The organism is Enterococcus sp., assembly GCF_032555305.1.
GTDB lineage: Bacteria > Bacillota > Bacilli > Lactobacillales > Enterococcaceae > Enterococcus_A.
Genome location: NZ_JAWGOQ010000015.1, coordinates 77,964 through 104,893, shown reverse-complemented (window position 1 = coordinate 104,893; position 26,930 = coordinate 77,964). Strand labels below are relative to the sequence as shown.

Sequence of the window (26,930 nt, the reverse complement as noted above, 5' to 3'; positions counted from 1 at the left end):
TCGTCAATTTCACGAAAAGACCCTTGCACTTATTATACTAGAAATCCCTCTGAAACACTGAGGTTACAATAAAATTCAATGATTCAGTAGACATTAAATTATTTTGTTGAATCTCGTTGGATCAGCTTCGTTCCCAGCATGATTTTTCGTGGGACTGGAGAAAATTCTTTAGCCAGCTCTAGAATCGTCGAGACAGCCAGTTCTCCCATCCATTCAGTTTCAACTTTCACCGTCGACAAAGCTGGCGAAACGTATTTCGCTACACTGACATCGTTGAAGCCGATTACTGAAATATCTTCTGGAATGCGCAGACCCGCTTCCTGGATCGCCTGCAAGGCACCAACAGCTAACGCATCACTGGAAGCAAATAACGCATTCGGCAGCTTTTGGTTATTTGCAATGAACTTCGCCATTGCCGTTTTCCCCGCTTCCATTGAAAAGGCCGCAGACAAAGTAAATTCCGGTCGGTAAAGATTGAGCTGATTCAGCTTTGTCTTGAAAGCTTTTAAACGCGGATCTTCGATAGGCTGTAAATTGTGTTTGGTTTTTTCTTCGCCTGAAAGGATACCGATTTTTTGATGCCCTTGTTGGATAAAATAATCGATCACAAGATCTAAACTTTGATCAAAATCAACTACTAGTGAATTCACACCCATGTTCATTCCATCAAAATCAACGAATAATAAATTTTCATCGATTTGCTTTAATTGACGGATTTGTTCCGCATCAAATTTTCCTAAAGCAATCGTGCCGCTGACCTGAATATCCGATAATTCGTTCAATGCTTCTCTGCGAATCTGGATATTCAACTCTTCCGCTTTTTTCTCTATCCCTAAACGAATCGACAAATAATACAGATCAGCTAACTCTTCAGCTTCATCATACCATTGCACTAAGCGAATCACTGATTTGCCAATCTTGTTGGCGCGTTTATGTTTGGTATAATTCAATTCTTCCGCCACTTCAAAGATGCGCTGTTTCGTTTCTTGAGCGACGGATAATTCTTGATCATAATTCAACACACGGGATACCGTTGCCGGTGAAACACCCGCTAGCTTTGCAATATCTCGAATAGTTGCCATCGCTGCCCCCTTCTACAAAGTTTGGATAAAGCGTGTAAAGCCTTCTTGACCTTCAACATCGCGCTTAAAGACACCCGCATCTTCTAGAACCCGGGCGAAAACGGCTCCTACAGCTTTTTTTACAATTTCGGTCACGTTCTCAGATTTTATTTGATTTTCAGCTTTCAATCGATCGGCCCATTCTACATGATAGTGAGCAATCGCATTTTCTTCAGCCAACAAATACTTTTCCACCTCTTTTAGTTCTGGTTCTAAGCGCGGCGGCAAGACAGCCAATCCCATCACCTCAATCAAGCCGATGTTTTCTTTCTTGATGTGCTGTACATCAGGGTGGGGATGAAAAATGCCATCGGGAAATTCAGCTGATACATTGTTGTCACGTAAAACCAGATCCATTTCAAATAAATCATCTTTGCGACGAGCAATTGGTGTAATCGTATGATGAGGGGTTCCATCTGCCGTCTGAGCCACGATCTGCAAAGCTTCATCCGAATAAACTTGCCATTTTTCAAAAATCATCTGACTTGCTTCGATCAAGTCCTTTTGATTTTTTCCTTGCAAGCGAATAACTGACATCGGCCATTTGACGATTCCTGCTTTGATATTTGGGAAATCTTTCAGTTCAAACGTTCGTTCCATTTCAGCTACAGCCATCGGGAATGTATGCCGTCCGCCTTGATAATGGTCATGAGAAAGAATCGAACCGCCAACAATTGGTAAATCAGCATTCGACCCGACGAAATAATGCGGCAAGACCTCAGTAATTTTTAATAAACGTTGGAACGTTGCCTTTGAGATTTTCATTGGGCGATGTTCTTCTGATAAAATAATGCAATGCTCATTATAATACGCATACGGTGAATACTGGAAACCCCAGCTCTCCCCATCAAGGTTCATTCGAATAATGCGATGATTGGTACGTGCTGGATAATTCATCCGACCTTTATAACCTTCATTTTCCATACACAACATACATTCGGGATAATCGACCTTCTTCACTTGTCGTTCTGCCGCGATTTGCTTAGGATCCTTTTCCGGTTTAGACAGATTAATCGTGATCTCCAGTTCCCCATACGCTGTTTTAGCTGGGAAAATAATGTTGCGTGCGATCTCTCGAGTCTTGATATAATCGTTATCTTTACTTAACTTAAAGAAATAATCTGTTGCTTGAACAGGATCTTTTGAATAATACTGAGCGAAATAGGCATTCACAACAGACGGTGGTGGTGTCATCAAATCCATCAGCTGCGCCTCTAGCATATCCTTTTCAGCCTGCAGACCGTTGATCACTTTATTTTTTTCTGCTTGGATCAATAATTGATCCACTAATTCGACAGCACTTGCAGAAACTCCTTGAACCTCTGCCTTTGCTAGTGAATCTTCACCGATCATAGCGATGACCCGATTTTCTAAATACAAACGATCCATTTCCATCCAACCGCCTGATTGAATGGCTAACGAAATAAAATCTCTGATTGTTTGACTGATTGACACGTAATTTCCTCCTAGTCTTCATACCCATGTGGATGACTGACATGCCAATTCCACGCTGTTTCAATGATCGCTTTGATGTCGGTATATTCCGGATTCCAGCCCAATGTTTCTTTGACTTTCTCGCTTGAGGCTACTAAACGACTTGGGTCTCCAGCACGGCGTGGACCAATTTCCGCAGCAATCTCTTTACCCGTCACTTCACGAGCTGCATCCAGCATTTCTTTAACTGAATAGCCATTGTTTGACCCAAGATTAAAGAAATTGCTTGGATTTCCGGCTTTTAAGTACTCTAAAGCAAGGATATGAGCTTCGGCCAAGTCTTCTACTTGAACATAATCACGAATGCAAGTACCATCTGGCGTATCGTAATCATCACCGAAAATCGTCAAGTGATCTCTTTGACCTAGGGCTACTTGTAAAATGATTGGTACTAAATGCGTTTCTGGATCGTGATCTTCACCAATGCTTGCATCAGCTTTTGCGCCAGCAACATTGAAGTAACGTAAGGCAACATAACGCATACCATAAGCATTGTCACACCATTTCATCATTTTCTCCATCATTAACTTGCTCTCACCATAAGGATTTGTTGGATTTGTTGGCACTTCTTCAGTAATCGGTGAAACACCTGGTTCGCCATAAGTCGCAGCGGTTGAAGAGAAGACGATGTTTTTAACGTTAAATTCTTCCATCACCTCTAGTAAGCTTTCCATACCAACAACATTATTATTGAAGTATTTCAAAGGTTTCTCAACAGACTCGCCTACTAATGAACTAGCCGCAAAATGTACGACACCTTCGATCGATTCTTTCGTAAAGACCTCGATCATAAATTCTTTATCCCGACAATCTCCCTCATAAAAGCGTGCATCAGGATGCACAGCTTCGCGATGTCCGGTTAGTAAATTATCTACCACCACGACATCATATTTTTGCGAAACCAATTTGTCGACCGTATGAGAACCAATGTACCCTGCGCCGCCTAAAACTAAAATTGCCATTTGATCTACTCCTGTCATTTCTATTTTTGTTTAGTAAATAAATTATAATTTGTTTACTAAATAAAATCAAGTGGTTTTTCCATTCGTTAAACTTTTCATTTTTGAGGTTTTGCTTCATAATGAAGGTATAGAAAGAAAGGGTGATGAAACGATGCGTAAATTTGCTTCAGGATTCGTTACTGGTACTTTAGCTGCGGCAGCAGTTGTTGCGGGCGTAGTGGTGGGTGTTAAAAAGAAAGTGATCGACCCGATCGAAGAAAAAGAATCAAAAATCGATGAAAATCGTAAAAAAGCTCGTAGAAAACGAATCGCACGATAAAAAAAGAAAGCCCCGCGGCTTTCTTTTTTTATTGATAAATGACAGAGACAATTTGATTCGCTAAATAAAAAACTCGATCATCACTCTTTGGACGAGGAGAGGCTGCGTTCAACCAATCCAATCCCTCAAGAGGAATCCCATAACAAAATATATGCGGCTGAGCATTCCCAGCTTGATCAACTACTTGGTGGGTTTTACGCATAACTTGTAAGGCCCCGGTCTCGTGTTTTTCACCGTCAAAAGTTAAACTATGCGGTGCTATATAGCCCTTTTCCCGCATCTGAATCAATAAAGGATTCTTCGTTCGCCTCAATGTAGTTGCAGGCAAACGCGCCTCAATCAAGTTTTTAGTTTTAAATGAACGCTCAGCATCCTTTTTACTATAGACAAAAAATTCACCAGCTTTTCTTTCTACAACCATTTCTGGTGCTAAGAACTCGATAATTCCAGCCTCGACTAAGGCAAGCAATTGCTTCTGTCGAATTACTGGGGCACCGATCGTCAGAAAACTGTAGCTTCGATTAAACGATCCAAAAAAATCATCATAATATTCTTTCGGAGAGAATTTTTCATGATCCAACATGTAGTTAAAAGGGTCTTGTATTTCTTTATAGGTATCGATGGCCGTCGCAACTGCTCCAGTACAATTACCCAGCTCTGCCTCAGCAATGTCTTTTTTTAAATACGTTTGGATAAATGCTGGAAATTCTCGAGGATCAGTCTCCTTCGCTGGATCAAATAGTACCGACCATTCCAAACGATCCTCAACAGGAATCTGATAATTTTGTAAAACAACTTTTCTATCCCCAGTGCGATAATCTTTCAAAAATTCGTTTAAGTTAATTTCTGTATTTGCTAATTTTTGTTGATAATAGGCCAACTCTGCTTCTTTTTTCAGTAAATCAAACAATTCTGCCGCACTACCCTGAAACTGCTCCATAAATGCTTCTGTCAAAATCTGCGGATTAGCGTCTTCACCAGGATTTTTCTGATTATTTGGACGTGCATGATATGGCAAGCCTCTGCCAGATCCTACAATCAAATGCTGTTCATTTCCTGATGGTTCATAACGCAAACAATCATTCTCTTCAATAAAACTTCCGCCCCATTTAGCAACGAATAGCGCAATATAATCAAAAAAGCTTAATCCTAAACCACGCAGAACCACATTTTCCCCGTCCACTAAAGAATCAAGCGGAGTATCTGATGGATTTCCTGGACCTTGATAGAAAAGCTCATTTTCTTCAGCAAACTTTTGATTTTTTGCTTCCTCGCTAGTCAAATAATTTGCAGAATGTCCTATCGCCAAAATGACATCTGTTACTTGATAATCCTTATCGGTTTGAATAGTTACAGTACCTTTTGATAAAGTCATATCTATGACTTTTTCTTTAATCAGATGAACTCTGACATTCTCCGGTAGATTTTTTTGTAGTTCGTCAAAAAACCAACATTGATAGACACCATAATAGCGCCGCTGACAATAATCATTTTTCTCTAGATGTGTTTCAGAAAAGAATTCTTCTCCACGTTCAAAAGTTTTTAAGTAACTAGGTGCTTCTGTCCGATTCCATTCTGCTAAATTTGGACCTTCATCCTCGGAAAACAAGGTCACATGCTGCATGACCGTGTTCATGATTACTTGATCACTCTGATCTTTACGCCAAATATTCCCGCCTGGCCCATCTGGATCAAAAAGCAGCAAGTCAATTTTTTCACTCTTAGGTGCTCGCTTAATTAACCGATCTAATGCGATCAATCCATACGGACCCGCCCCAATAATTGCAATTTTTTTCATAGTTTTTCTCCATTTTTTATTTAGTTTCGCCTCTTTAAGAGTAGTGAAAAATGAACGAATAAGCAATAACTAACTCAAATTCAGTCCATCATTTTTCTCTTTTCATGAATTCTTTAAAGTTAGATCATAAATATCCAGTAGAGCTTGGTTCTCAGATATGTCTGAGACAAAAAAATTTCTGGTGACTATTTCACCAGAAATTCATAGAAATTATTATTATACAAAGCGTTCAAAAGCTTCTTTGACGCCATCTTCTAAATTTGTTGCTACCGTGTAATCAGCAGCTGCTTTGATTGTTTCACTGGCATTTCCCATTGCAATTCCAGTGCCAGCGAATTCGATCATTGACAAATCATTCTCGGCATCGCCGATCGCCATAACTTCAGATTGCTTGATGCCTAAATGTTCGCTTAATTCCTTCAATGCTAATCCTTTACTTGCATTAGGATTTAAGACTTCAAGAAAATACGGCGTACTCCGAACAATCGTGTATTTCTCAAAATATTCTGTTGGAATTTTTTTGAAGGCTGCACTTAAAATTTCCGGATCATCAATCATCATCATCTTGATTGGAAGAATATTTTCAGCTGAGATCTCTTCAGGTGTCCGATAATGCAAAGGCATGTTTACTAAATAAGATTCCAAAATTGTATAAGGACTAATATCCCGATTTGACGTATACATTTCTTTTTTATCCGCGAGATGAAGATGAACATCTAATAATCGAGCTAAGTGGTCAATCTCTAAATAGTCTTCCCGCGTTAAGCTATGCTCAGAAACAATATCCCACGTTTTCGTATTTAAAACCAAAGCACCATTGTAGGTAATAATGTAGTCGTCTGCTTGATTCAACTCTAGAACATCTAATTGGGCTCTTGTTCCCGATAAAGGACGTCCCGTTGAAAGCACGACATAGACTCCTGCTTTGCGAGCGGCCTTAATAGCGTCAACTACTGGTTGGTTGATTTCATGGTGGTCATTCAATAGTGTTCCATCCAAATCGATGGCAACAAGTTTTATACTCATAAGTTTCTCCTGTCTCTAATAAAAATTTGCCTTCTCAAAAAAATGAAAGTGTTTCATTTTTCAGTGATATTTTCTGTAAAGTCTCCAAAGTCCATCATAAGTGTAATTCAACTTTGAGTCAATTTATTGAAAACTGCAGATTGATCTTAATCTTTTGATCTTCTACTGAACGATCAATCTAGCCGGATTACTATTACTAAAATGATAATTATAAAAAACGGCTAGATAAGCATCCAGCCGTCACTGATTAATCGATTTTTTTCTGTTTGACTTTTCCAGTCCATTCCTGCATGCCGCCTTTAAGAATGAACAAATCTTTGTAGCCTTTTTTACGAAGCAGATTGGCTGCACGAGCACTGACCGCTTTATTATGGTCATAGATATAAACAGGCTGGTCTTTTCTTAAAGAGCTGTAAGTCTCTTTAAGCATACTATAAGGAAAGCTACGGGCTCCCAAAATATGTTTTGCATTGAACTCATCACGTTCACGAACATCGATGATTTGTGCTTTGCGCATTCCTGCTTGAAATTCTTCTTGCGGAATAATTTTAGCTGAGCGTCTCATCATGATCCGCACAAATAGCTCATAAAGACCGTATAAGACGATCACCGAGATTAGTACAATATTAATTTTCCACCAAATTGACATTACTTGATTCCTCTCTTACCTTTAGTCTATTTAGCCAATGAAGCCGCGCCGATGACACCAGCTTCATTTCCTAACTCTGCTAGTTTGATTTTTGTACTTTCGCGAACTTGCGGGAAAGTAAATTCCTTGAAATATTTTTCGATCCGGCTGCGTAAAAACTCTCCAGCTGCTGAAACGCCGCCACCAATTACGATCGTTGAAGGATTTAATGTGTTTCCGATATTCCCACAAGCTAAGCCTAAATAGAACGTTACTTTATCAACTACCATTAAGGCAAGGTCGTCATTTGCTTTTTCAGCTAGTTCAAAAACATCTTTACTAGTGATGTCTTCACCATTATCTAAACGAGCTTTCAATTCTGAACCGCCAGCGTACTCTTCAGCTAGTTGTCGAGCGACGCGAACGACACCTGTGGCACTCGCCACAGTTTCTAAACATCCGCGTTTACCACAGGTACACTCGAAGCCGTTTGGATCAACGGTTACGTGACCGACTTCACCTGCACATCCTGCGATCCCGTGAAGCAGCTGGCCGTTCATTACGATCCCGCCGCCGACGCCTGTGCCTAAGGTCATAAAGACAACATCTGGTTCATTATCGCCAGCGCCTTTCCAACGTTCGCCTAAAGCTGCCACATTGGCATCGTTATCGATGCTGAACTTGATTTTCGTCCCTTTTTCAATCTCACTTTTGACTTGTTGTAGAGTCGTCCAGTTAAGGTTATACGCACCAATAACAGTCCCTGCTTCAATATCGACACTCCCAGGAGTTCCCATACCGATACCGATAAACTGCTCAGGCTTCATATCATATAAGGACAAATGATGATTGATTGAATCGATAATGTCTGGCACGATGTGTGACCCATCATCTAAAATATTTGTTTCGATGCTCCATTTTTGTTGAATTTCACCGGCTTCAGTCAAAATCGCAAATTTAACTGTCGTTCCGCCTAAATCAATACCTAATAATTTTTTATCCACTCTAGTCACCTTCTCGACTTTCTTCAATGTGATGTTCTCGTTTTAAAATGCCCCAACCTTGCAAATAAGTGTCGCGATCGATTACGCGACTCTCATATAAATTCTTCAATTCGATCTGCATCAATTCGATATCATAAATCCGTTTTCCAACGTAAACATAGATACCAAATTGTTTTAATAGCTGCTGCACATCATACAAACTTTCCATCAAACCACTTCCCTAGTATTATACAGAAAAAAAAACTTTTTTTATAGCCTATTTTTAATTTCCTAGTTTATTTTTTAAAATAGATTATTTGGTCCACTCTACATTTTATAGTATTCGCTGCTCACTCGCAAATGAATCAAGATTATTGTTCTAATAAGGTTAAAATACCTTCTATCAAAAAAAGCGGACACCTTTGTCCGCAATCATAGAAACATGTTAAATTTTCTCAAACCGAAGAAAACAAAAACAACTATGGCGAAAATAAAGAATAAAACTGAAGTGACTCGCGCGCGTGTAGTAAATCGGTCCTGTGCATAAGGAACAGCTAGCGCCCAGCCTGACAATGCGCCTCCAATTATTCCGCCTAAGTGCCCCCAAATATCGATTGTTGAATCAAACAAGCCGAAGACGAGATTCATCATGATAAACAAAGCAAATTGGCGAGTCAGCGCTTGTATCGCACCGTTATCACGATAATGCAAGCCAACTACTAAGAAGGCTCCGAACAAACCAAAGATCGCGGTGCTGGCCCCACCTGATAAAGTCGTGGGCTGATTAAAAGCAAAGCTGGCAAAGTTCCCCATGATGCCGCTTAGCAAATAAATCAAGGCAAAGCGCCAATGACCAAAAATCGCTTCACACTGTTGTCCCATGTAATAAAGGACAACGCCATTCAAAGCAAAGTGCATCAAGCCGAAATGAATGAACATAGGTGTAATGAAGCGCCAGAACTGATGCTGCCAAATAACCGATGGAGCGAACATTCCTAATTGATTTTCAATCGATAATCCAGGCAATAAATACTGCATCACGAAAACGATCGTATTGATGGCAAAAAATGTGTACATCACATATGGTTTATCTTTTCTCATATATCTACCTCTCTCATTCTATGGATGATAATAGTACTTTACTAATTACTAAGAAATAATTGCTGGACCGGCTGATCAAATGCTTCTGTCTGCCAATCTTCCATTAATTGTTCAATAAAAACCAAACTGCATGTGTTACCTCTATAATCTGCTAAGTAACGATCATAATATCCTCCGCCAAAACCAATGCGGTATCCTGCTCGATTAAACACTAATCCTGGGACAATCAGCAGATCCAGTTCATCTGGCTGAGCAACAGCTTCAATATCTGGCTCTTCAACACCAAATCTTGTCGTATAAAATGCCGTATCAGGATCAACCCAATGAAAAATCATCTTTCCTTTAGGTAGCGATTTAGGGACAGCGATCCTTTTTCCCATCTCAAAAGCGCGCTGAATCAGTGGAGAAGTTGGAAACTCAAATTTCGTTGCCATTGTCACTCCAATGCTATCTGCCTCGCGCCAAACCTGACTTTGATATAACTTGTTTAAAATACGCGCTGCTTGAATCTGTCTCTCTTCGCTATCTGCTTTTTTTTGAAGACGAGTGATCACGCGTTGTCGAAGTTCATCTTTCTCCATCCATTCACCTTCTTATCTAGAAATACTAACAAACTCAGCACAAAATAAAAAGGGGATTACTCCCCTTTAACGAAATCACTAGAAATTTGACGAGCGATCGCCAATCCAGCAGCTGCATTAAAATGCAGATGATCCCCGCTATCATAAATAGTTCTTAAGTGATCATGTTCTTCAACAATCGCAGAGAAATCCCAAACTTCATTGTAATTGGCGACTAACCAGCGATTGATTTCTCTACGTAAGATTTCTTTTGATTGGTCCATCCCAGGATACCCCAAAGAAGGAGTCAGAGTGCACAGTTGATATGCTACATTGTGATCCCTGCAAAGTTCAATCAAGTTTTTAATCATCTTTTGAAAGTTAGCCAATGTTAGCTCTCCATTGATCAAATCGTTTGAACCTAGGAATAAAATGACTTTGCTGACATTGCTATGACAAGCCAAACAAAATTTTAATCGTGTAACGCTGTCGTAACCATAGAAAAGACTATTAGCCTTTTCTAACGAGCGATCACTGCTAGATTTCAATAAACAACTGCCATTGATGCCTTGATTAACCAAAAAAATATTCTCTCTGCGAATTTTCCTTTGTATAGGTGCAGTCCATGTTGCGCCCTCTGTTAAAGAGTCACCCAGCGCAATAATGCATTCACCTGCAGTCTCTGCCTCGATTGCTATTAGACCTGAACAAAAATCGTGTTCACCAGTCCTAGCTAAAAAATCTGCATCACTATAAGCAAAACCACTTTCAGTCGGCTTTGTTTCGAAAGAAATCTGCCATTTCTTTGCCTGCGGATCAATCGAAACAGCCTTCGTTCGATAAATTGCACCGGGAGAAATACAAAAATCTGGGATTGATTGACAGCACTCGTTCGTCTGAAAAGAGAGGTTTTGAACATGCTGCGTTTGTTTCCCGTACTCATTTGCAAAAACCAAACGAATCTCATCGACCGAAGTAATTTGTCTCATGACTATTTGAACTGAACTATTTGATTTACTATATTGTGCGATCCCCCGTTGCGCATGGCTCCATATCGTCGTCCAACTCATTGAATTTCTCCTTTTCCTTCTATCATTAAACTAAAATGCTGAAGTTAAAACAAAAAAACAGCACCTATTATTTTTGCAAAAAGCTGGATCGTCCTCTTTGCTATTGATTACTCTTTTTTAACAGCTGTAAAATAAAGTACGGCGCTCCAATCAAGGCCACTATGACACCCGCCGCCATTTCACCATCAGGCAAAATAACTCTTGCTAGAATATCACTGAACAGCAATAATATGCCGCCAATCAATGCGGTCATAATTAACGTTTGATTATTCTTTCGCCCTGTGAACTGACGTGCAATGTGCGGTGCAATCAAGCCGATGAAACTGATGCTCCCAGCAATCGAGACACTTACCGCCGCCAAGCAAACCGCACATACTAAGAAGAATACTTGCGTACGTTTCAATTTTACACCTAATCCTACAGCTATTTCATCGCCTAGTTCCAATACCTCCAAGGAACGTCCTCGTAATAGAATCAAAGGCAATAATATAATGATCCATGGTATTAACAACAATACATGCTGCCAAGTTGTCCCCCAGATTGTTCCAGCAAGCCAAGCTGTAACAAATTGATAATTGTCCTTAGAGACTCGGATTGTGCCCATCAATGTTAAGGCCGATATTCCCGCGTTTACAGCGACTCCTGCTAACAGCAATCGATTAGGAGTAATTCGTTGAGATTGACGACCAAAATAATAAACAAGTGCCGTCGCAAAAAAACTTCCTGCACAGGCAATCAACGGTAAATACCAGCTGTTCTCACCTGTCGCAAAAAAGCCTAAATAAATCAGAACTGTCAATCCTGCACCAGCATTAATCCCCAAAATCCCAGGGTCAGCCAAATCATTATGAGTGATTGTTTGGAACAAGTATCCAGATACCGCTAACCCCATTCCTGCCAATATCGAGACAAGCATTCGAGGAAAACGGAAATCAAAGACGATTAGTTGCTGGCTTGTCGTTGCCGTACGTTGAAAAACCTGTAGTAGGTCGCGAAAACTTAAAGGGATCGTTCCCACTGTCAGACTCAGTACTATTCCTAGTATCAATAGGAAAAATATACAGAGCCAACCGATTCTTTTCCTCATAAGCGTCCCTTCCTAATCTGCAAAAGTAAAAATGGTACACCGATGATTGTGATAATCACTCCAGCTGGTGTTTCTAAAGGCGGTGCAATCAAGCGTGAAGCAATATCCGCTACGACAAAAAATAAAGCACCAAAAATTCCGGAAGCCGGAATCACATAACGATAATCATGTCCAACAAAGAAGCGAACCACATGTGGAACAATCAGACCAATAAAGCTGATTGTTCCTACCAAAGCCACCGAGCTTCCAGCCAGCAATAAGACGAAAAGCATGCTTAGCTGACGGATTCGGCCGGGATTTTTTCCTAATGAGACTGCGGTTTCATCTCCCAAGCTTAACAAGGTAACTTGCGGACTGATCAAGCAAGCACCGATAATTCCCAGTAAAACCAATGGAAAAATCGTTTGTAATTGATTCCACGTAAGATTTGCGGTCCCACCGACAAACCAAAAGGTCATATCTTGATTCAAGTCAAACAACAGACTAATACTTTGACTAACTGCCGCAAAGAAAGAACTTAACGCTGCTCCCAGTAAAACGATGCGCACTGGTGATATACCAAAAGAAACCCTTCTAGAAACCAGATAAATTAAAAGAATTGATACTGAAGCACCGATGAAGGAACCGGTGATACCTGCAAGCGGCGATGGATTAGAACTTATTGCAAAAACAATAGCTAAACCTAATCCCGCACCTGAATTGATCCCTAACAATCCAGAATCAGCAATTGGATTGGAAGTGATTCCTTGAATCAAAGCACCAGAGATTGCAAAAGCCGCACCGACTAACACAGCTCCTAACATGCGCGGTAACCGTAGATAGCCAACTAACTGTTCCCCTTGATTATTGGGATCAAAATTCGTCAATGCTTGAGATACATCTGACCACTTGCTGGTGACTGATCCATAACGCAAAGATAAGATCATGGCTGCTATCAACAGAATGATGACGATTGGGAAAAAATACTTTCGTTTAATCATTCGTTAATGCCCCTTTACTAGATCATAAGAAACAACTAACGGTTTATCACTATTAGGCATCGTTGCAAATGTTGCTTGAATATCAAAAAGATTCAACAATTTGTCTGCTGTAAACATTTCTTTTGGCGTTCCTTGAAAAAGAAGCTCGCCTTTTTTCATCCCTAACAAATAATCGGAGAATCGCGAAGCATGATTCAGATCATGAATCGTCATCAAAATCGTTTTCCCTTGGTGATTAATTTTCTGCAGTAATTCTAAAATTTCCAATTGATGAGCGGGGTCCAAAAAAGTGATAGGCTCATCTAAAATCAGCACATCTGTATCTTGGGTCAAGGCCATGGCAATCCAAACACGTTGCTGCTGACCGCCAGATAGCGTGTCCAGTGTCTGATCTTTTAACTGTTGAAGATTTGTTGCTGCTAATGCCCAATTAATCAATTGATGATCATGCTCTTTTAAACCTGAAAATCCTTTTTGATATGGAAAGCGTCCATAGGCTACGATTTCTTCAACAGTCAATCCACTGATTTGATTGCTCGTTTGTGACAAAGAAGCAATCTTTTGCGCAACTGCTTTCGTATCCAAACGCTGAATATTTTCACCATCAATAAATACTTCACCCTTGGCAGGTTCAAGAATTCGTGCTAAAGCCTTTAGAAAGGTTGATTTGCCACTGCCATTCGGGCCTATCAGACTGGTGATTTGCCCCTTGGGAATTTCTACTGTGATATCGTTTACGACAATTTTTTTTTCGTATCCGATTGAAAGATCAGTGGTATTTAATTGTGTCATAGATCTTCCTCATTTCTCTGATAATCGTTCTCAATTATGAACTGTTTCGTTATCTTCGTCAACTGTCAATTAAACAAAAATCCCAGTTGACACCCTTGTTGCTTTCAGTAATAATAGCAATTGAGAATATTTCTCAATTAACTTCAAAGGAGTTTTTTTATGTATAAAAAAATTGTTTTAGGTACCGCTACTCTATTAGCGCTATTCACCTTAGCTGCTTGTGGGCAAAGCAGTGAGAGTAAAGATACAAACAATGACGTACGAACCTTGACCGATGCACAGGATCATCAGGTTAAAATTCCAAATAAGCCTAAACGAATTATTGCCTCCTATCTAGAAGATTACTTAGTCGCGCTAGATGAAAAACCTGTTGCTCAATGGACTGTTGGTGAAGGGAAAATTCAAGATTATTTACAGGATAAATTGAATGATATTCCAACGATTAACTATGACATGCCCTATGAAGATGTCTTGAAATTCGAGCCTGATTTGTTATTGATCGGTTCAAACGGATCGCTTGAAGGCGGAAAATACAAAGAATACTCTAAAATTGCTCCAACCTACGTCGTAAAAAATGGGGATAGTGTGACTTGGCGTGATCAATTAGAGGATATCGGTAATGTCTTAAACAAAGAAGACAAAGCCAAACAAGTAGAAAAAGACTACGATCAACTAGTCAATCAAACGAAAAAAGACATGAAAGAGCAAATCGATGGTAAATCTGCGGTTGTTTTATGGGTCACGAATAATTCAGCTTTCATGGTAGCGGAAAACCGTTCTAGCGGCCAATTGCTATATAAAGAGCTCGGATTTGAAGTTCCACAATTAACTAAAGATATCAGTAAAAAAGCGACTGCAGACTTTTCGCAAGTTTCATTAGAAAATCTGTCACAGCTTGACGCGGACTATATCTTCCTTGTCAATAGCGATTCTAACGCAGCAATGTTCAAGGATCCTTTATGGAGTAATATACCAGCAGTCAAAAATAATCATCTTTATGAGTTTGATGGTGAATCCAGTTGGCTATATAATGGTCCGATTGCCTATACCAAAATGGTTGAAAGTATTCGGGATGACTTAAAATAAAAATACCGTTCTGATCAAAACATTCTCTGTTAAAAGAACAGTTTTGATCAGACGGTATTTATTTTTTACTGCGACGGGTCCGTGTTGCTGCCCCTTCTGTCTTAGCTAGAAATTTCAATCGGTAAGGTTCATGATAACGAATGCCATCCTTAACAAAATCCCCACCTACAATAAACAAGCCGATCGGTTTCAAAGGTTCCGTTTGTCGAATCGTTCCGATCGTTTCCAAGTCACGATAATTTTTTCCGATCTGCAACTGATAAAGCCCTGTATCGATTTCTTTGACATAATAATAGGGATACAGCGTATTTTCATCGATCAAGAAACCTTCTTCTTTTGTTAGGTCACGTGTCGTAATTTCTTTATTATCAATCAGCGTCTGAATATTTTCAACTAATAGCAGCTGATAGTCCTGATTAAATTCAACAGGTATTTCTTTCGCTTGTTCAAAAACCTTCTTTTCCTTCTTATTAGGCTTTTCATTTTGAATATTGAAGGCATCATCTGGCAGATATTTAACAAACAGCTGTGTAATATCTCCTTTTACATTCTTATCCAAAAAGTAATAAAAGAAATTCAAAATAAAGAAATAGACCAAAACGAGAAATACTAACCCATATAATACTAATTGCAGATAATTCTGGTTAAGCCATAGTCCATAAACGATCCGAAGAATATAAACGGTCGGGATAATACTCAGCAATGTGTATGCTCGATTAGAGTACTTGGGACTGATGTCTAAAAAGCCCAGAAATTTATTAAGTCCATTAATGATATCTAATAGTAAGGTCATTGATTATCACCTGCTTCTGATCCAGCTGGTTCATTTGCTGGTTGCTGCTGTTGTTGCGTCGATACCGTTTGCGATTCTTCAGTGGATGATTGTTGCACAGTCGCAGAATCACTAGCGGTTAAAGGCTGTGTATTTTCTGTTGAATTGTTATAAACCGAGCTTTCTTGGACACCATTATTAACATTTGACTCTTCATTTTGAGCTTGCTCTTCCACCGTACTTGTTTCACTAATCATGCTATTTGAATCACGAGAAGAATCGGTGGTACGCGTAGTAGATTCTGTCGTTGTTGTCGTTGCCTTCCCTTGACGATAGCTAGAATTATTTAGAATTCCCGAAGTTGTCGCAATCAAGATCGACAATGTCAAAAGAGCAATTGGCTTTAAAATCGGTGGTACCTTTAGCATCTGATCCTTCCTTTCTAAAATCATTCTGGTTAATAAGTAATTCTATCCTGCGAAAGTTAGCTTTTGTTTAGGATTCTATGAAGTTTCTATGTAGATTTCAGAAAATGTTTTGCAAACTATTACGGTTATTGAATAAAATCAATCATCAATGAACTGCTGACTTCTAATCTAAAAAACATTGAAATATCCCTTCATATCCTGATCTAATAAAAATAGAAAAAAGCTAGGTTCCAAAAAAGGATCCTAGCTAATGAACTAATAATTATTTAACTTCTTTATGCAAAGTAACTTTGCGTTCGCGTGGGCAATATTTCATTTTTTCCAAACGATCAGGGTTGTTACGTTTGTTTTTGTTTGTTAGGTAGTTACGTTCTTTACAAGAAGTACATTCTAAAGTGATATTTACGCGCATGATTTTCCCTCCCTCGTCAAAGCAGTTTTCCAAGATATTTCTCAGACTTTGATATCATATCATGTTTCCATTTCTTTGACCAGTCTTTTTGATAATTTTGTTAAGTAGTTCTACTTGACGTTTTTAAAGCTGCGCTTCAATATCTTTGGCAATGTCTTCTGGCTTCGTTTGCGATGCATAGCGTTTAATCACGTTTCCTTCACGATCAACCAGGAATTTAGTGAAATTCCATTTGATTGCTTTGTTAAGTAAACCACCTTGCGCACTTTTCAAATAGCTGTACAATGGGGCTTCATTTTCACCATTGACATCAATTTTTCCAAATGTTTGAAATGTCGTGTGATATTTCAACTGACAGAATTCAGCAACTTCCACATTTGTTCCTGGTGCTTGATTGCCAAATTGATTGCAAGGAAAGTCAAGAATTTCAAAGCCCTGATCCTTGTATTGATCGTATAGATTTTGTAGGCCTTCATATTGCGGCGTGAAACCACAGCCCGTTGCCGTATTGACGATTAACAGAACTTTTCCCTGATAATCTGCCAATGACTTTTCAGTTCCATCGGTTTGTTTTACTTCAAAATTATATACTGACATAATTTTCACTCCTCATTCATATAAATATATTCCTTCAATGAAGCTTTCTTCACTGTACCTACAGCTCAGCAAACAGAAAAAGTTAAGGAGCTGAGCTCCTTAACTTTATTGTACGCCATATGTGTCCGCAAATGCATTTATTATGTCTTTTGCGATGGCTTTGTTCGTATCGTCGTGTTCTTCATCCAAGTTCGGCAGCATCACGCTGATAGCTACTTGAGGATTATCGTGAGGTGCATAAGCTACAATGTTACTATTAATCGTGTTCACCGCTTGACCATTGACCGATACCACTGTTTCGGCTGTCCCTGTTTTAGCAGCCGGATCAAGCTTGGCAGATGCTAAGTCTTTTGCAGTCGTATAACCATCCGTTCCATGTACCGCTTGATAGAATCCTTGTTTGATGATCCCCATTTGCTCAGCTGTAATGTTAACTTGGTCAAGTTTTTTACCTGTGATTTCCTTTTGCAGCTCACCCAATCCACCGCTATCATTGTTCCCATAGATTCCTTTAACCACATGAGGTGATATTCTCGTTCCACCATTCGCAACAGTCGATGCATATTGCGCTAGCTGCATCGGAGTGTACGTATCATACTGGCCAAATGACAAGTCAAGTAAATTCCCGCCACCTGGAGCATCTTTTGTCCCGAATTGATTATTAATGTAACCAGAAAATTCATTTGGCAAATCAATTTGAGTATCTACACCCATTCCATATTCCGCAAAAGCCTTACGTAACTTATCATACATTTCTTTAGAAGAAGCACTTTCTGGCAAAGTCATTTCTTGTTGGTATTGAACTCCCAACATGCGTAAGACGATTTGCATCATATAGGCATTGGAAGACCATTCCAACGCTTTTACAGTATTTAACGGTATCTGGTTGCCTAAAGATTTGTTATAGATAGATCCTTTTAGTGCTGTTCCAGCTAATTTAATTGGTTGGTCTATCAAAGTATCATTTCCGGTGATTACCCCAGTTTGGTAGCCGGCAGTCACTGTCCCCGCTTTAACGACAGATCCGGGAACAAAGGCACTAACAATTGTTCCTAAAGCGTGTTCTTCGATTTCTTTACTATTCATCTTATGAGTGAAGCCAGTCATGGCTAATACTTCACCAGTATTGGGGTTCATTGCAACTGCGTAAGCACCTGGTGAGTATTTCGCCACTCCGCTATCGACTAATCCTTGATAATGCTTCTTCAAGATGTCTTCAACTTTTTTCTGGAAGTCGCTGTCAATAGTCAAAACGACGTTTGAGCCTTTTTCACTTTTTTTGATTTCCTTTTGTTTTTCGATGGTCCCTTGATTGTTCAAAGTCACTTGGAACTCGCCTTTTTTACCTTGAAGTTCTTCTTCATATTGCTTTTCTAAATAACTCTTACCTACACGATCATTACGGGCATAACCTTTTTTCAATAAAGCATCCGCTTCTTCAGCCGGCAATCCTTCTTTTTCAGTGGTGATTGTGCCTAAGATACTTTTCAATGACCCCTCTAAGTTATCATTATATTCGCGATCCCAGTCCATCCCTACGGATACACCCGGTAGATCAGAGGCGCGTTCTGCGACCACTGCTAATTCTTCATCGGTCACACCTTCATTTTTTATAAAAACAGTACTAAGCTCTGCAGCGCTGTTCATTCGTTTAAAGATCGTTGCAACTTTCAGCTGATCTTCGCTGAACTGAATCTCGCTGTCTTTGACCTTGTCGACTACTTTTTGGTACTCATCCGAGGTATCAAGGTTCTTCTCTTTGAAAGATAGTCGGTCTTCGGCTTCTTTCAAATGATCTTTATCGGCCAACCAATAGTCTTTTTTATCACGAGTAGTCAGATTTTCGTCTGCAGGCACATCAATCAATTTATCAAGTTCGTTTGCAATGTCAAGAATTTCATAAGCTTTCATTGCACTTCCGCGAGTGAAAGTAATGGCGCGGTTAGCAGTATTTTTTACTAAAGCTGTTCCCTTAGCGTCATAAATCTCACCACGAGGCGCATTTTCTTTCACTGTAATCGTAGTTGATGCTTTCATTTCCGCTTTCATTTTATCGCCTTCAACGATTTGCAGATACCCTAATCGCGTGACCAAAATGACGAATAGGCCAAAAATGACAAAAAATAAAAAATTCAATCTAAATGGGATATGGCTTTTATTTTGATTACGGCCTTTTTCGTCCGCAAGTTTCAATTTATCAAAAAATTTCTTAAATGGATTCGTTATTTTCATTCATCTGTTCCTTCCACTTTGACAGTTACTTGTCTTATTGTAGCCGAAAAAATGATTTTTCAAAAGGATTAATCGCAGTTCCTTTAATATAGTTTAAGAACTTTGCTTTCTTTTATAGTCAAACACCAAATTGTTTCACAGTCGTATGATAAAAATTTAAGTTGATGTTCTATATAGCGTAAAATGACTATCTGCATCTGATACAAAACTCATTTTTCGTGAAACAATCCATTTAGTATTTTTCTGTGGAAAACTTTAAAAATTTAGAAAGCCAGTATTACGCAATTTCTTTAAAAAGTTTTCCACAAATGAATTTTTGATTTCTCCAAAAATAAAAAAAACCGGCGAGAAAAACTCACCGGAAATTTCCTAGTTGCGACTCATATTATCGATATCATCTTTGATCGCGTCAACAAACATATTCAAATCTTGCACTTCTTGTTCTTCACTACCATAACGGCGAACATTAACTGAAGCATCATTCATTTCCTTATCTCCAATTACTAATAGGTAAGGAATTTTTTGTGTCTGTGCTTGGCGGATTTTATAACCAAGTTTCTCGTTACGATCATCGACTTCGACCCGAACACCTTCACGAACTAGACGATCCTTCACTTCATAAGCGTAATCTCCATGATGTTCTGGTGAAACTGGTAAGATCGCAACTTGTTCTGGTGCCAACCAAGTTGGGAAAGCCCCTTTGTATTGTTCAATCAAGTAAGCAGTGAAACGTTCCATTGTTGAAACTACGCTGCGGTGAACAACGACTGGACGATGTTCTTTTCCATCTTCACCGACATAAGTTAGATCAAAACGTTCTGGTAATAGGAAGTCAAATTGGATAGTTGATAGTGTTTCTTCAGTTCCTAATGCTGTTTGAACTTGAACATCTAGTTTAGGACCATAGAAAGCTGCTTCCCCATCTGCTTCAAAATAATCAAAACCTGATTCATCCATTACTTCTTTCAACAAACGTTGAGAATTTTCCCACATTGCATCGTCGTCGAAATACTTTTCAGTATTTTCTGGATCGCGATAGCTTAAACGGAAACGATAATCTTCAAATCCAAAGTCTTTATAAACTTCTAGGATCAAGTCTAACGTACGACGGAATTCTTCTTTGATTTGATCTGGACGAACAAAGATATGTGCGTCATTCATTGTCATTTCACGAACACGTTGTAATCCGGATAATGCACCAGATTTTTCATAACGGTGATCCATTCCAAGTTCAGCTAACCGAATTGGCAATTCACGGTATGAATGAATATGATTTTTATAAATCATCATATGATGCGGACAGTTCATTGGACGCAATACTAATGATTCTTCGCCGTCTCCCATGTCCATGATTGGAAACATATCTTCTTTATAATGATCCCAGTGACCAGAAGTTTTGTACAAACCAGTATCTGCTAATACAGGAGTATAAACATGTTCATAGCCCATTGAGATTTCTTTATCAACGATATAACGTTCAATAATACGACGAATTGTCGCACCTTTTGGCAACCAGAAAGGTAATCCTGAACCAACTTCTTGCGAGATCATAAATAAATCTAATTCTTTACCAAGTTTGCGATGGTCACGTTCTTTGGCTTCCTCACGCATTTTTAAGAAATGATCTAGATCTGCTTGATTGAAAAATGCAGTACCATAAACACGTTGCATCATTTTGTTGTCAGAATTTCCGCGCCAGTATGCGCCGGCTACAGATAATAACTTGAAGATTTTGATTTTTCCTGTTGATGGGACATGTGGTCCACGACATAAATCAGTGAACTCACCTTGTGTATAAGCAGTGATTACTTCGTCTTCTGGCAAATCAGTAATCAATTCTACTTTATAAGGATCATAGCTGAAGAAATCTAACGCTTCTTGACGACTCATTACTTTGCGCTCAATTGGCAGATTTTCTTTAATAATCTTTTTCATCTCTTTTTCGATTGCTGGAAAATCTTCTTCGCTGATTTGTTCCCCGTCTCCATTATCAGTATCGTAATAGAACCCTGAATCAATCGCTGGGCCTACACCGAAATGCATATTTGGGAATAGGCGGCGGATCGCTTGCGCCATTAAATGTGCACTTGAATGACGAACGAGCGGCAACGCTTCTTCGTCTTTATCAGTCACGATTTTTAATTCCGCATCTTCTTCGATTGCACGATTTAAATCCTCCAGCTCACCGTTTACCACGACGGCTAATGCTTTTTTTGCTAATGAACTAGAAATGCTTTTCGCAATCTCTAAGCCAGTAACACCATTGTCAAACTCTTTTGCTGATCCATCTGGAAATGAAATTTTTACCATCCTGTAGTTCCCCCTTGAAATTATTCGATTGATAATCAGAAAGGTTTCTCGAACTCCTTTAACTTATTGCCAAAGAAGCTAGTTCGATAAACAATACACGAAAAAAAGTCCTAGTACCGAAATCGGTACTAGGACGAATAAACGTGGTTCCACCTAATCTTTGGACAGGATTTCTGTCCCTCACAAGCGATAACGGCGCTGTCCGCTCCTGCATTTAACAAGAGTCATCTGAAAGTGGTCATCCCTTGTGCTTGTTTGGAAAAGTTTCAGCCATGCTTTCCCTCTCTGATAAACAGCCTTCAAGTTCAGGTGTCTTTCTTCATCAATCAATTACAAGGTCATTATAAACACTTATTGATTTGAAATGCAAGCATAATATTTATTATTTTTTCCATTTGCCGCCCTGTGCATATTTCCCTTTTTGCATTTCATTGATGATGACATGAATGTTCTCTTTTGGGGCTCCGGCAGTTCTTGAAACTGCTTCAGTTACTTCTTCTACCATCTTGGTTAGTTGTTCTTCTGTTCTTCCTTCGATTAATTCAATGTGGACAAATGGCATATAAATCGCTCCTCTATTTTTTGATTTCAATCGTCTTATTTTACCACAATTAACTAACCGATGAGATTTTTTAGACCACCAAACAATCGTTTATTTGATTACAAGAAAAGACCACCTCATAGATAACCTTAAAAGATCGGTAGTTATTGTTCCCCCTTCGCCAACCTTAAATTTATTCATCGTAGATACATCTATCTTGTATTTTTAATCCAAGCATAAGTAAATCCTGCAAATACTTAAAAAATTTTCTTGTTTTGCGAGGCAGATCGTTATTGATAGCCCTTTCTTCATGGTAAAGTAGTGTCATAAGAATGGGGGAAATATTATGGATATCTATTTGCATTTTAAAGACCAAGCAGCTAAAGCAATTGCCTTTTACGAAAAAGTTTTTCAAACTGAACCGGCACAAGTTATGACTTTTGGACAAATGCCCCACGATGATGAACATCCTGTTGACGATAGCATCAAAGATCTAGTGTTGAACTCTAATTTAAAAATCAATGATACCAATGTCATGATCTCTGACAGTCCAGAAGGTATGGCGCCTCCTATAATCGTTGGAAATAACGTTGCTTTAGTTTTTAATGCAGCATCGGCTGACGAAGCGACTGATGTTTTTCAACAACTATCAAATAAAGGCGCGGTTTTATTACCGCTTGAAAAAACTTTTTGGGCCGAATTATACGGGATGGTCAAAGATCAATACGGAGTTATGTGGCATATCAATCTTTACTAATGAGAGGATGGTACTACATGGAACACCAATTTGGATGTTGTCTTTGGTTTGATGGGCAGCTAGACCAAGCTGCTGATTTTTATTCAACAGTTTTTGAGGATAGTAAAATACTCGATGAAACTCATTTCATTACTGATGAGCATGGTGAAATCGGTGATTTATTAACAATCACGTTAGAATTAGCTGGATGTGAATTTCTTTTGCTAAATGGCGGCGATGCCTTCAGACCAACTCCTGCAGTTTCCTATGTTGTAAACTGTGAAAATAAAGATCAGCTTCAGCAAGTTTGGGATCAATTGAATCAGGATGGAGAAACGCTGATGCCCCTTACTGATTATCCTGAACTTGGCATGTTTGGCTGGACGAATGATCGCTTCGGGTTTTCATGGCAAGTTCGTTTTGGGGATAGTTTACAAACAATTATTCCTTGTATTATGTTTGCCAATGATAATTACGGGCTGGCGCAAGCGGCAATCGATGAATGGATCGCTGCTTTCGGTGGAAAACAGAATTTTGTGATAAAGGGAAAGGATGACCGTTTACGTGCTGCTGGTTTTCAGCTTCGCGGTCATGATCTAATCATCATGGATAGTCCAGAAAAGCACGATTTCGAATTCACAATGGGAAACTCCTTCTATTTTTACTTAAAGGACCAATCAGATATCGATCAGGTTTGGGAAGCTATCACGAAGGAGGGCAAAGAATGGCCTTGCGGCTGGATGGAAGATCGTTACGGGGTTTACTGGCAAACGGCCAATCAACAACTGTTGGATTGGACAAATGATCCTGACACCGAAAAAGCCCAACGAGCTACCCAAGAAATGTATAAAATGAAAAAAATTGATCTTGCTCAAATCAAGCAAGCTCACGACGGAATCAAATAAATCGCTTTTGACCAAAGAAAGCCAACGTAAAGTTTTTTTGAAAAATACTTAACAAAAAGTAAAGTAAACGCTCATATTTCTTTCTATTCAGAAAGTTTATGAGCGTTCAGCTTTACTAATATATCTTTGAGTTTTTATCTTAAAATGGACCAATCATCAAACTGATCAAGCCGTGCATGTTTTTCGGCTTCAAATGCTTTTTCGTAGATGTCTTCCATCTCTTCTTGTAATGTAGAAGTACTCAATGCGTCAATCCAATGATTTTTCTCCATTATCGGCAAATATTCAAATGCATTAATCTCCCAAATAAAAGCTTCGAAGGTTTGAAACAATGATTTCTTTATCTTACGAAGTTGACGTTCTCCAGTCTCAATAATTTCTTTTAGTTCACTATGTTGAGTAGAATTGGTACTGCTAGACAGTTGCTGTCGATAAATCGATTTGGATTCTTCGTTCGTGTAAATCAAGAGATCAATCATTGTTTTGATTTCTTGCCGCATTATTTTTTCTCTTTTTTCATGTCCCATTCTCTTCCACCACAGTTTTCGATAATTGAGAAAAACACTGGAGCAAAAAAACTCCAGTGCTCAATGTTAAATCGAATATTTTTTCTTTAACAAAATCGCACTTGATAGGCTAACAAAACATAACCCTACTAATACGATCATCCAATTTGCAGCCTCACCAGTTTTTGGTAGTTCATCGCCTTTTTTTGTGAAGACTCTTCTATATTCTTTGATATAAACACTCTTTCGGACAGTAGGAAGAAATACTCTTACATTTACATTCACTTTTGCATCGACTTTTCCGGTATCATCTGCTGGTTGAACTGGAGTTGCAGGGTTTGTTGACATTGTAAGGAGCGCATATGCTTCTTCATATCCCTGTTGATAATGAGTGGAACCATTTAAATTAATTGTTTTAGGTCTTCCGGACTTCGCATCACTCTTTCCTGCTTGCAGTCCTGCCAAACGTTCCTCAGCTGCTTTCTTAGCGGCTTCCTTAGCAGTGATATCTTTTTTAGCGGCTTCAATACTTGCTTTAATATCGTCTTGCGCTTTTTTCAAAGCATCTTTTGCAGCAGCAATGTCCGCTTTCAGTTTGTCCACTTCTGCTTTTGCATCGGCTAGTGCTTTTTCTGCTTCTGCTACCTTATCTTTTTGCGCCTGCAGCTCTTCATTGGCTTCTTTGATCGTTTCATTTGAAAAATCAATGAATGGCTGCTGTTCTGCTACTACTGCATCGTATTCTTTCTTTTTGGCTTCAGCTTCCAGGTTGGCTTCTTGGAATGCTGTTTCGGCTTTAGTCAGTTCGTCAAGACTTTTAGCAATTACTTCTTCAGCACCCTTAATCACTTGATTTTGTTTAGCAGTCACTTTATCCCTGTTTGCCTGTGCTTGATTCATCTCTTTCAGCTTTTCTTCTTGATTCAAATTAGCATTTTGAACAGCGGTTTCGGCTTTCGTGATCAAGTTATCTCTATTTGCTTGCATAGCTTCCGCTGCAGCAATTTCTGCATCAGCAGCTTGATCAACAGCTTTTTTATTGACCAAAGTTTCTTGATAAGCAGTCTCGGCAGCGCTGATTTCTGCCAAAGCTGCATCGGCTATTCCTTGTGCATTGTTATACGCTGAGAGTGCTCCAGCTGTTTCATTGCTTAACATTGCCTTTTCATTTTGCGAATACTGCTGTCCCGCAAGATAACTATTCATCTCAGTTTCTTTTGCCGCATAAGCCGGATCACTAGGGGACAATGTTGCCAACTCACCCCTGACTTGAGCCAGTGCTGCTTCAAAATATGCAAGTTCTGATTCAATTGTTGGTAACATTGCTGTTTCTCTCGCTCTTACAGCCTCATATGTCGCTTGTGCACTCTTGGCAGCGGCATCTGCCACCGGATAGTTGGCGATTGCTTCACCTGAACGAATTTGAGCATCTTCAACTGCATGCTGAGCAGCAATTTTTTTCTCAGTAGCCGCAGCGATAATCTCTGGTTGCTTGTTTATCTTATTGATAACATCTTCAAGATTCAGGTTTGCTTCTTGAATGGCTGTTTCTGATTGATTAAAAGCTTGTTGAGTACCTTGATAAAGAGCTTCTGCTTCTGCAATCTTTGCATTTGCCTCATTTATGATGGCGTCTTGTTCTGACTTCACGTTCGCGTATTCTTCACCCTTTTGATTTACAATGATCTCTTTTTCATCCGCAACCTTTTGGGCTTCCAGATATGGTTGTCTCTTTTCATCAATCTTCTTTTCAAAAGATTCAAGTTCAGCCTCAGCCATCGCAATTGTATCAGCGTGCTGTTTTTGAACCTTTTCCAATTTTTCTTTTTCCGCTTTTAGTTTGGCTGCTGCATCAATAACTTGCTGTTCTACTGTAGCTAAAGCAGTCTGTTGTATGGCTATTTTATCTGCAGCCGCCAGAGCAGCCAAAACTCCTTGATCTTCTGCGGCTTTTGCTTCCGCCAATCTCTTCTCAGCTGCTTCCAGTTCTTGTTTTGCCTTCTCAACAGCCGAACGTGCTGCATCTTCCAAAGCTTGATAGGCCACATCGTCAAAACTTATTTGCGTAGTTTCCTGTGCAGCTTGTTTGGTTTCAGCCGCCTGAGTTAACAGAGGAGCAGCCACTATCGAACCTAGTATTCCTGATACTACCAATAACTTAACAATACACTTTTTCTTCAAATCAACTCTCTCCTTTTTCGTTTTTTATGTGAACCCGCTACAAAACAAAGAAGATTTTAAAAACGCTTACATTCTCTCCCTTCAAAAAATTGTCTGCTCTGACCAACCGCAAATACCTTTTCATCAACTTTCTATTTTGAGCTGAATGATAGAAAATGCAGTTAACACCTCCTTCTTTCAAATATTTGTTTTTTTCGCATTTAACAGAACTTTATGTTCTTTTATATAACACTATATATTATATCATTTATTTATTATTTAATAAAGTTTCTATAACACACTTAATTATAATGTTTTAGTTTT

General features: G+C 39.1%; 27 protein-coding genes. 4 read left to right on the top strand and 23 right to left on the bottom strand.

Annotation, left to right across the window (positions count from 1 at the left end):
* Positions 1–98: 98 nt before the first annotated feature.
* The 3 genes from E6139_RS12515 to galE are packed head-to-tail and all read right to left on the bottom strand — an operon-like array spanning position 99 to position 3,577.
* A complete protein-coding gene (locus E6139_RS12515) occupies positions 99–1,082 on the bottom strand; it encodes a LacI family DNA-binding transcriptional regulator (protein ID WP_316403399.1) in 984 nt (327 codons plus the stop codon).
* Between the two features lie 12 nt (positions 1,083–1,094).
* The gene (galT, locus tag E6139_RS12510; protein ID WP_316403398.1) at positions 1,095–2,576 is read right to left on the bottom strand and encodes a UDP-glucose--hexose-1-phosphate uridylyltransferase; all 1,482 of its coding nucleotides are present in this window, start codon (positions 2,574–2,576) and stop codon (positions 1,095–1,097) included.
* Positions 2,577–2,587: 11 nt separating this feature from the next.
* Positions 2,588–3,577 (bottom strand): UDP-glucose 4-epimerase GalE, encoded by a 990-nt coding sequence (gene galE / locus E6139_RS12505; protein ID WP_316403397.1) that lies wholly within the window; start codon positions 3,575–3,577, stop codon positions 2,588–2,590.
* A gap of 151 nt (positions 3,578–3,728) precedes the next feature.
* On the opposite strand from galE, the gene E6139_RS12500 reads away from it, so the two are divergent.
* Complete coding sequence (locus tag E6139_RS12500; RefSeq protein WP_316403396.1) at positions 3,729–3,896, top strand: DUF3042 family protein; 168 nt, start codon at positions 3,729–3,731, stop codon at positions 3,894–3,896.
* Between the two features lie 28 nt (positions 3,897–3,924).
* On the opposite strand, the gene E6139_RS12495 is transcribed toward E6139_RS12500, so the two are convergent.
* From E6139_RS12495 to E6139_RS12445, 11 genes are all read right to left on the bottom strand, one after another.
* Positions 3,925–5,694, bottom strand: a complete 1,770-nt coding sequence (locus E6139_RS12495; RefSeq protein ID WP_316403395.1) for an FAD/NAD(P)-binding protein — start codon at positions 5,692–5,694, stop codon at positions 3,925–3,927.
* A 216-nt stretch (positions 5,695–5,910) separates the two neighbouring features.
* Positions 5,911–6,720, bottom strand: coding sequence for a sugar-phosphatase (yidA, locus tag E6139_RS12490; protein WP_316403394.1), 810 nt, complete (start codon positions 6,718–6,720; stop codon positions 5,911–5,913).
* Between the two features lie 247 nt (positions 6,721–6,967).
* Positions 6,968–7,369, bottom strand: a complete 402-nt coding sequence (locus tag E6139_RS12485; RefSeq protein WP_316403393.1) for a rhodanese-like domain-containing protein — start codon at positions 7,367–7,369, stop codon at positions 6,968–6,970.
* 26 nt (positions 7,370–7,395) lie between these two features.
* Positions 7,396–8,352, bottom strand: a complete 957-nt coding sequence (locus E6139_RS12480) for an ROK family glucokinase (RefSeq protein WP_316403392.1) — start codon at positions 8,350–8,352, stop codon at positions 7,396–7,398.
* A 1-nt stretch (position 8,353) separates the two neighbouring features.
* On the bottom strand, positions 8,354–8,560 hold the full coding sequence (locus E6139_RS12475; RefSeq protein ID WP_010746043.1) for a YqgQ family protein: 207 nt from the start codon (positions 8,558–8,560) through the stop codon (positions 8,354–8,356).
* Positions 8,561–8,763: 203 nt separating this feature from the next.
* Positions 8,764–9,432: a rhomboid family intramembrane serine protease gene (locus tag E6139_RS12470; RefSeq protein ID WP_316403391.1), complete on the bottom strand. Its 669-nt coding sequence runs from the start codon at positions 9,430–9,432 to the stop codon at positions 8,764–8,766.
* A gap of 41 nt (positions 9,433–9,473) precedes the next feature.
* On the bottom strand, positions 9,474–10,013 hold the full coding sequence (locus E6139_RS12465) for a 5-formyltetrahydrofolate cyclo-ligase (protein ID WP_316403390.1): 540 nt from the start codon (positions 10,011–10,013) through the stop codon (positions 9,474–9,476).
* Between the two features lie 56 nt (positions 10,014–10,069).
* Complete coding sequence (locus E6139_RS12460; protein WP_316403389.1) at positions 10,070–11,062, bottom strand: GDSL-type esterase/lipase family protein; 993 nt, start codon at positions 11,060–11,062, stop codon at positions 10,070–10,072.
* A gap of 100 nt (positions 11,063–11,162) precedes the next feature.
* Entirely contained in the window at positions 11,163–12,149 is a 987-nt protein-coding gene (locus E6139_RS12455) for an iron ABC transporter permease (protein ID WP_316403388.1), read from the bottom strand.
* On the bottom strand, positions 12,146–13,129 hold the full coding sequence (locus E6139_RS12450) for an iron ABC transporter permease (RefSeq protein WP_316403387.1): 984 nt from the start codon (positions 13,127–13,129) through the stop codon (positions 12,146–12,148). The genes E6139_RS12455 and E6139_RS12450 overlap by 4 nt, the downstream gene beginning before the upstream one ends.
* Positions 13,130–13,132: 3 nt before the next feature.
* A complete protein-coding gene (locus tag E6139_RS12445; protein WP_316403386.1) occupies positions 13,133–13,921 on the bottom strand; it encodes an ABC transporter ATP-binding protein in 789 nt (262 codons plus the stop codon).
* 159 nt (positions 13,922–14,080) lie between these two features.
* Here E6139_RS12445 and E6139_RS12440 point away from each other — a divergent pair, with 159 nt between their 5' ends.
* Complete coding sequence (locus E6139_RS12440) at positions 14,081–15,007, top strand: ABC transporter substrate-binding protein (RefSeq protein ID WP_316403385.1); 927 nt, start codon at positions 14,081–14,083, stop codon at positions 15,005–15,007.
* 58 nt (positions 15,008–15,065) lie between these two features.
* On the opposite strand, the gene E6139_RS12435 is transcribed toward E6139_RS12440, so the two are convergent.
* The 7 genes from E6139_RS12435 to E6139_RS12405 all read right to left on the bottom strand — a co-directional run bounded on the left by E6139_RS12435 (position 15,066) and on the right by E6139_RS12405 (position 22,320).
* Entirely contained in the window at positions 15,066–15,800 is a 735-nt protein-coding gene (locus tag E6139_RS12435; protein ID WP_316403384.1) for a DUF6681 family protein, read from the bottom strand.
* A complete protein-coding gene (locus tag E6139_RS12430; RefSeq protein WP_316403383.1) occupies positions 15,797–16,207 on the bottom strand; it encodes a hypothetical protein in 411 nt (136 codons plus the stop codon). Before E6139_RS12430 ends, E6139_RS12435 begins: the two co-directional genes overlap by 4 nt.
* Positions 16,208–16,469: 262 nt before the next feature.
* The gene (gene rpmG / locus E6139_RS12425; protein ID WP_010740369.1) at positions 16,470–16,619 is read right to left on the bottom strand and encodes a 50S ribosomal protein L33; all 150 of its coding nucleotides are present in this window, start codon (positions 16,617–16,619) and stop codon (positions 16,470–16,472) included.
* 123 nt (positions 16,620–16,742) lie between these two features.
* Positions 16,743–17,216, bottom strand: coding sequence for a glutathione peroxidase (locus E6139_RS12420; RefSeq protein ID WP_316403382.1), 474 nt, complete (start codon positions 17,214–17,216; stop codon positions 16,743–16,745).
* 105 nt (positions 17,217–17,321) lie between these two features.
* Positions 17,322–19,448: a penicillin-binding transpeptidase domain-containing protein gene (locus E6139_RS12415; RefSeq protein WP_316403381.1), complete on the bottom strand. Its 2,127-nt coding sequence runs from the start codon at positions 19,446–19,448 to the stop codon at positions 17,322–17,324.
* Between the two features lie 369 nt (positions 19,449–19,817).
* Positions 19,818–21,758: a threonine--tRNA ligase gene (gene thrS, locus E6139_RS12410; RefSeq protein ID WP_316403380.1), complete on the bottom strand. Its 1,941-nt coding sequence runs from the start codon at positions 21,756–21,758 to the stop codon at positions 19,818–19,820.
* Between the two features lie 382 nt (positions 21,759–22,140).
* On the bottom strand, positions 22,141–22,320 hold the full coding sequence (locus E6139_RS12405; RefSeq protein ID WP_316403379.1) for a 2-hydroxymuconate tautomerase: 180 nt from the start codon (positions 22,318–22,320) through the stop codon (positions 22,141–22,143).
* A 325-nt stretch (positions 22,321–22,645) separates the two neighbouring features.
* Here E6139_RS12405 and E6139_RS12400 point away from each other — a divergent pair, with 325 nt between their 5' ends.
* Positions 22,646–23,056: a VOC family protein gene (locus E6139_RS12400; protein WP_316403378.1), complete on the top strand. Its 411-nt coding sequence runs from the start codon at positions 22,646–22,648 to the stop codon at positions 23,054–23,056.
* 17 nt (positions 23,057–23,073) lie between these two features.
* On the top strand, positions 23,074–23,940 hold the full coding sequence (locus tag E6139_RS12395) for a VOC family protein (protein ID WP_316403377.1): 867 nt from the start codon (positions 23,074–23,076) through the stop codon (positions 23,938–23,940).
* Between the two features lie 134 nt (positions 23,941–24,074).
* Here the strand turns inward: E6139_RS12395 and E6139_RS12390 are convergent, their stop codons facing one another.
* Together E6139_RS12390 and E6139_RS12385 are read right to left on the bottom strand one after the other, a co-directional pair.
* Positions 24,075–24,467, bottom strand: a complete 393-nt coding sequence (locus E6139_RS12390; protein WP_316403376.1) for a hypothetical protein — start codon at positions 24,465–24,467, stop codon at positions 24,075–24,077.
* Between the two features lie 66 nt (positions 24,468–24,533).
* The gene (locus tag E6139_RS12385) at positions 24,534–26,627 is read right to left on the bottom strand and encodes an LPXTG cell wall anchor domain-containing protein (protein WP_316403375.1); all 2,094 of its coding nucleotides are present in this window, start codon (positions 26,625–26,627) and stop codon (positions 24,534–24,536) included.
* Positions 26,628–26,930 lie beyond the last annotated feature (303 nt).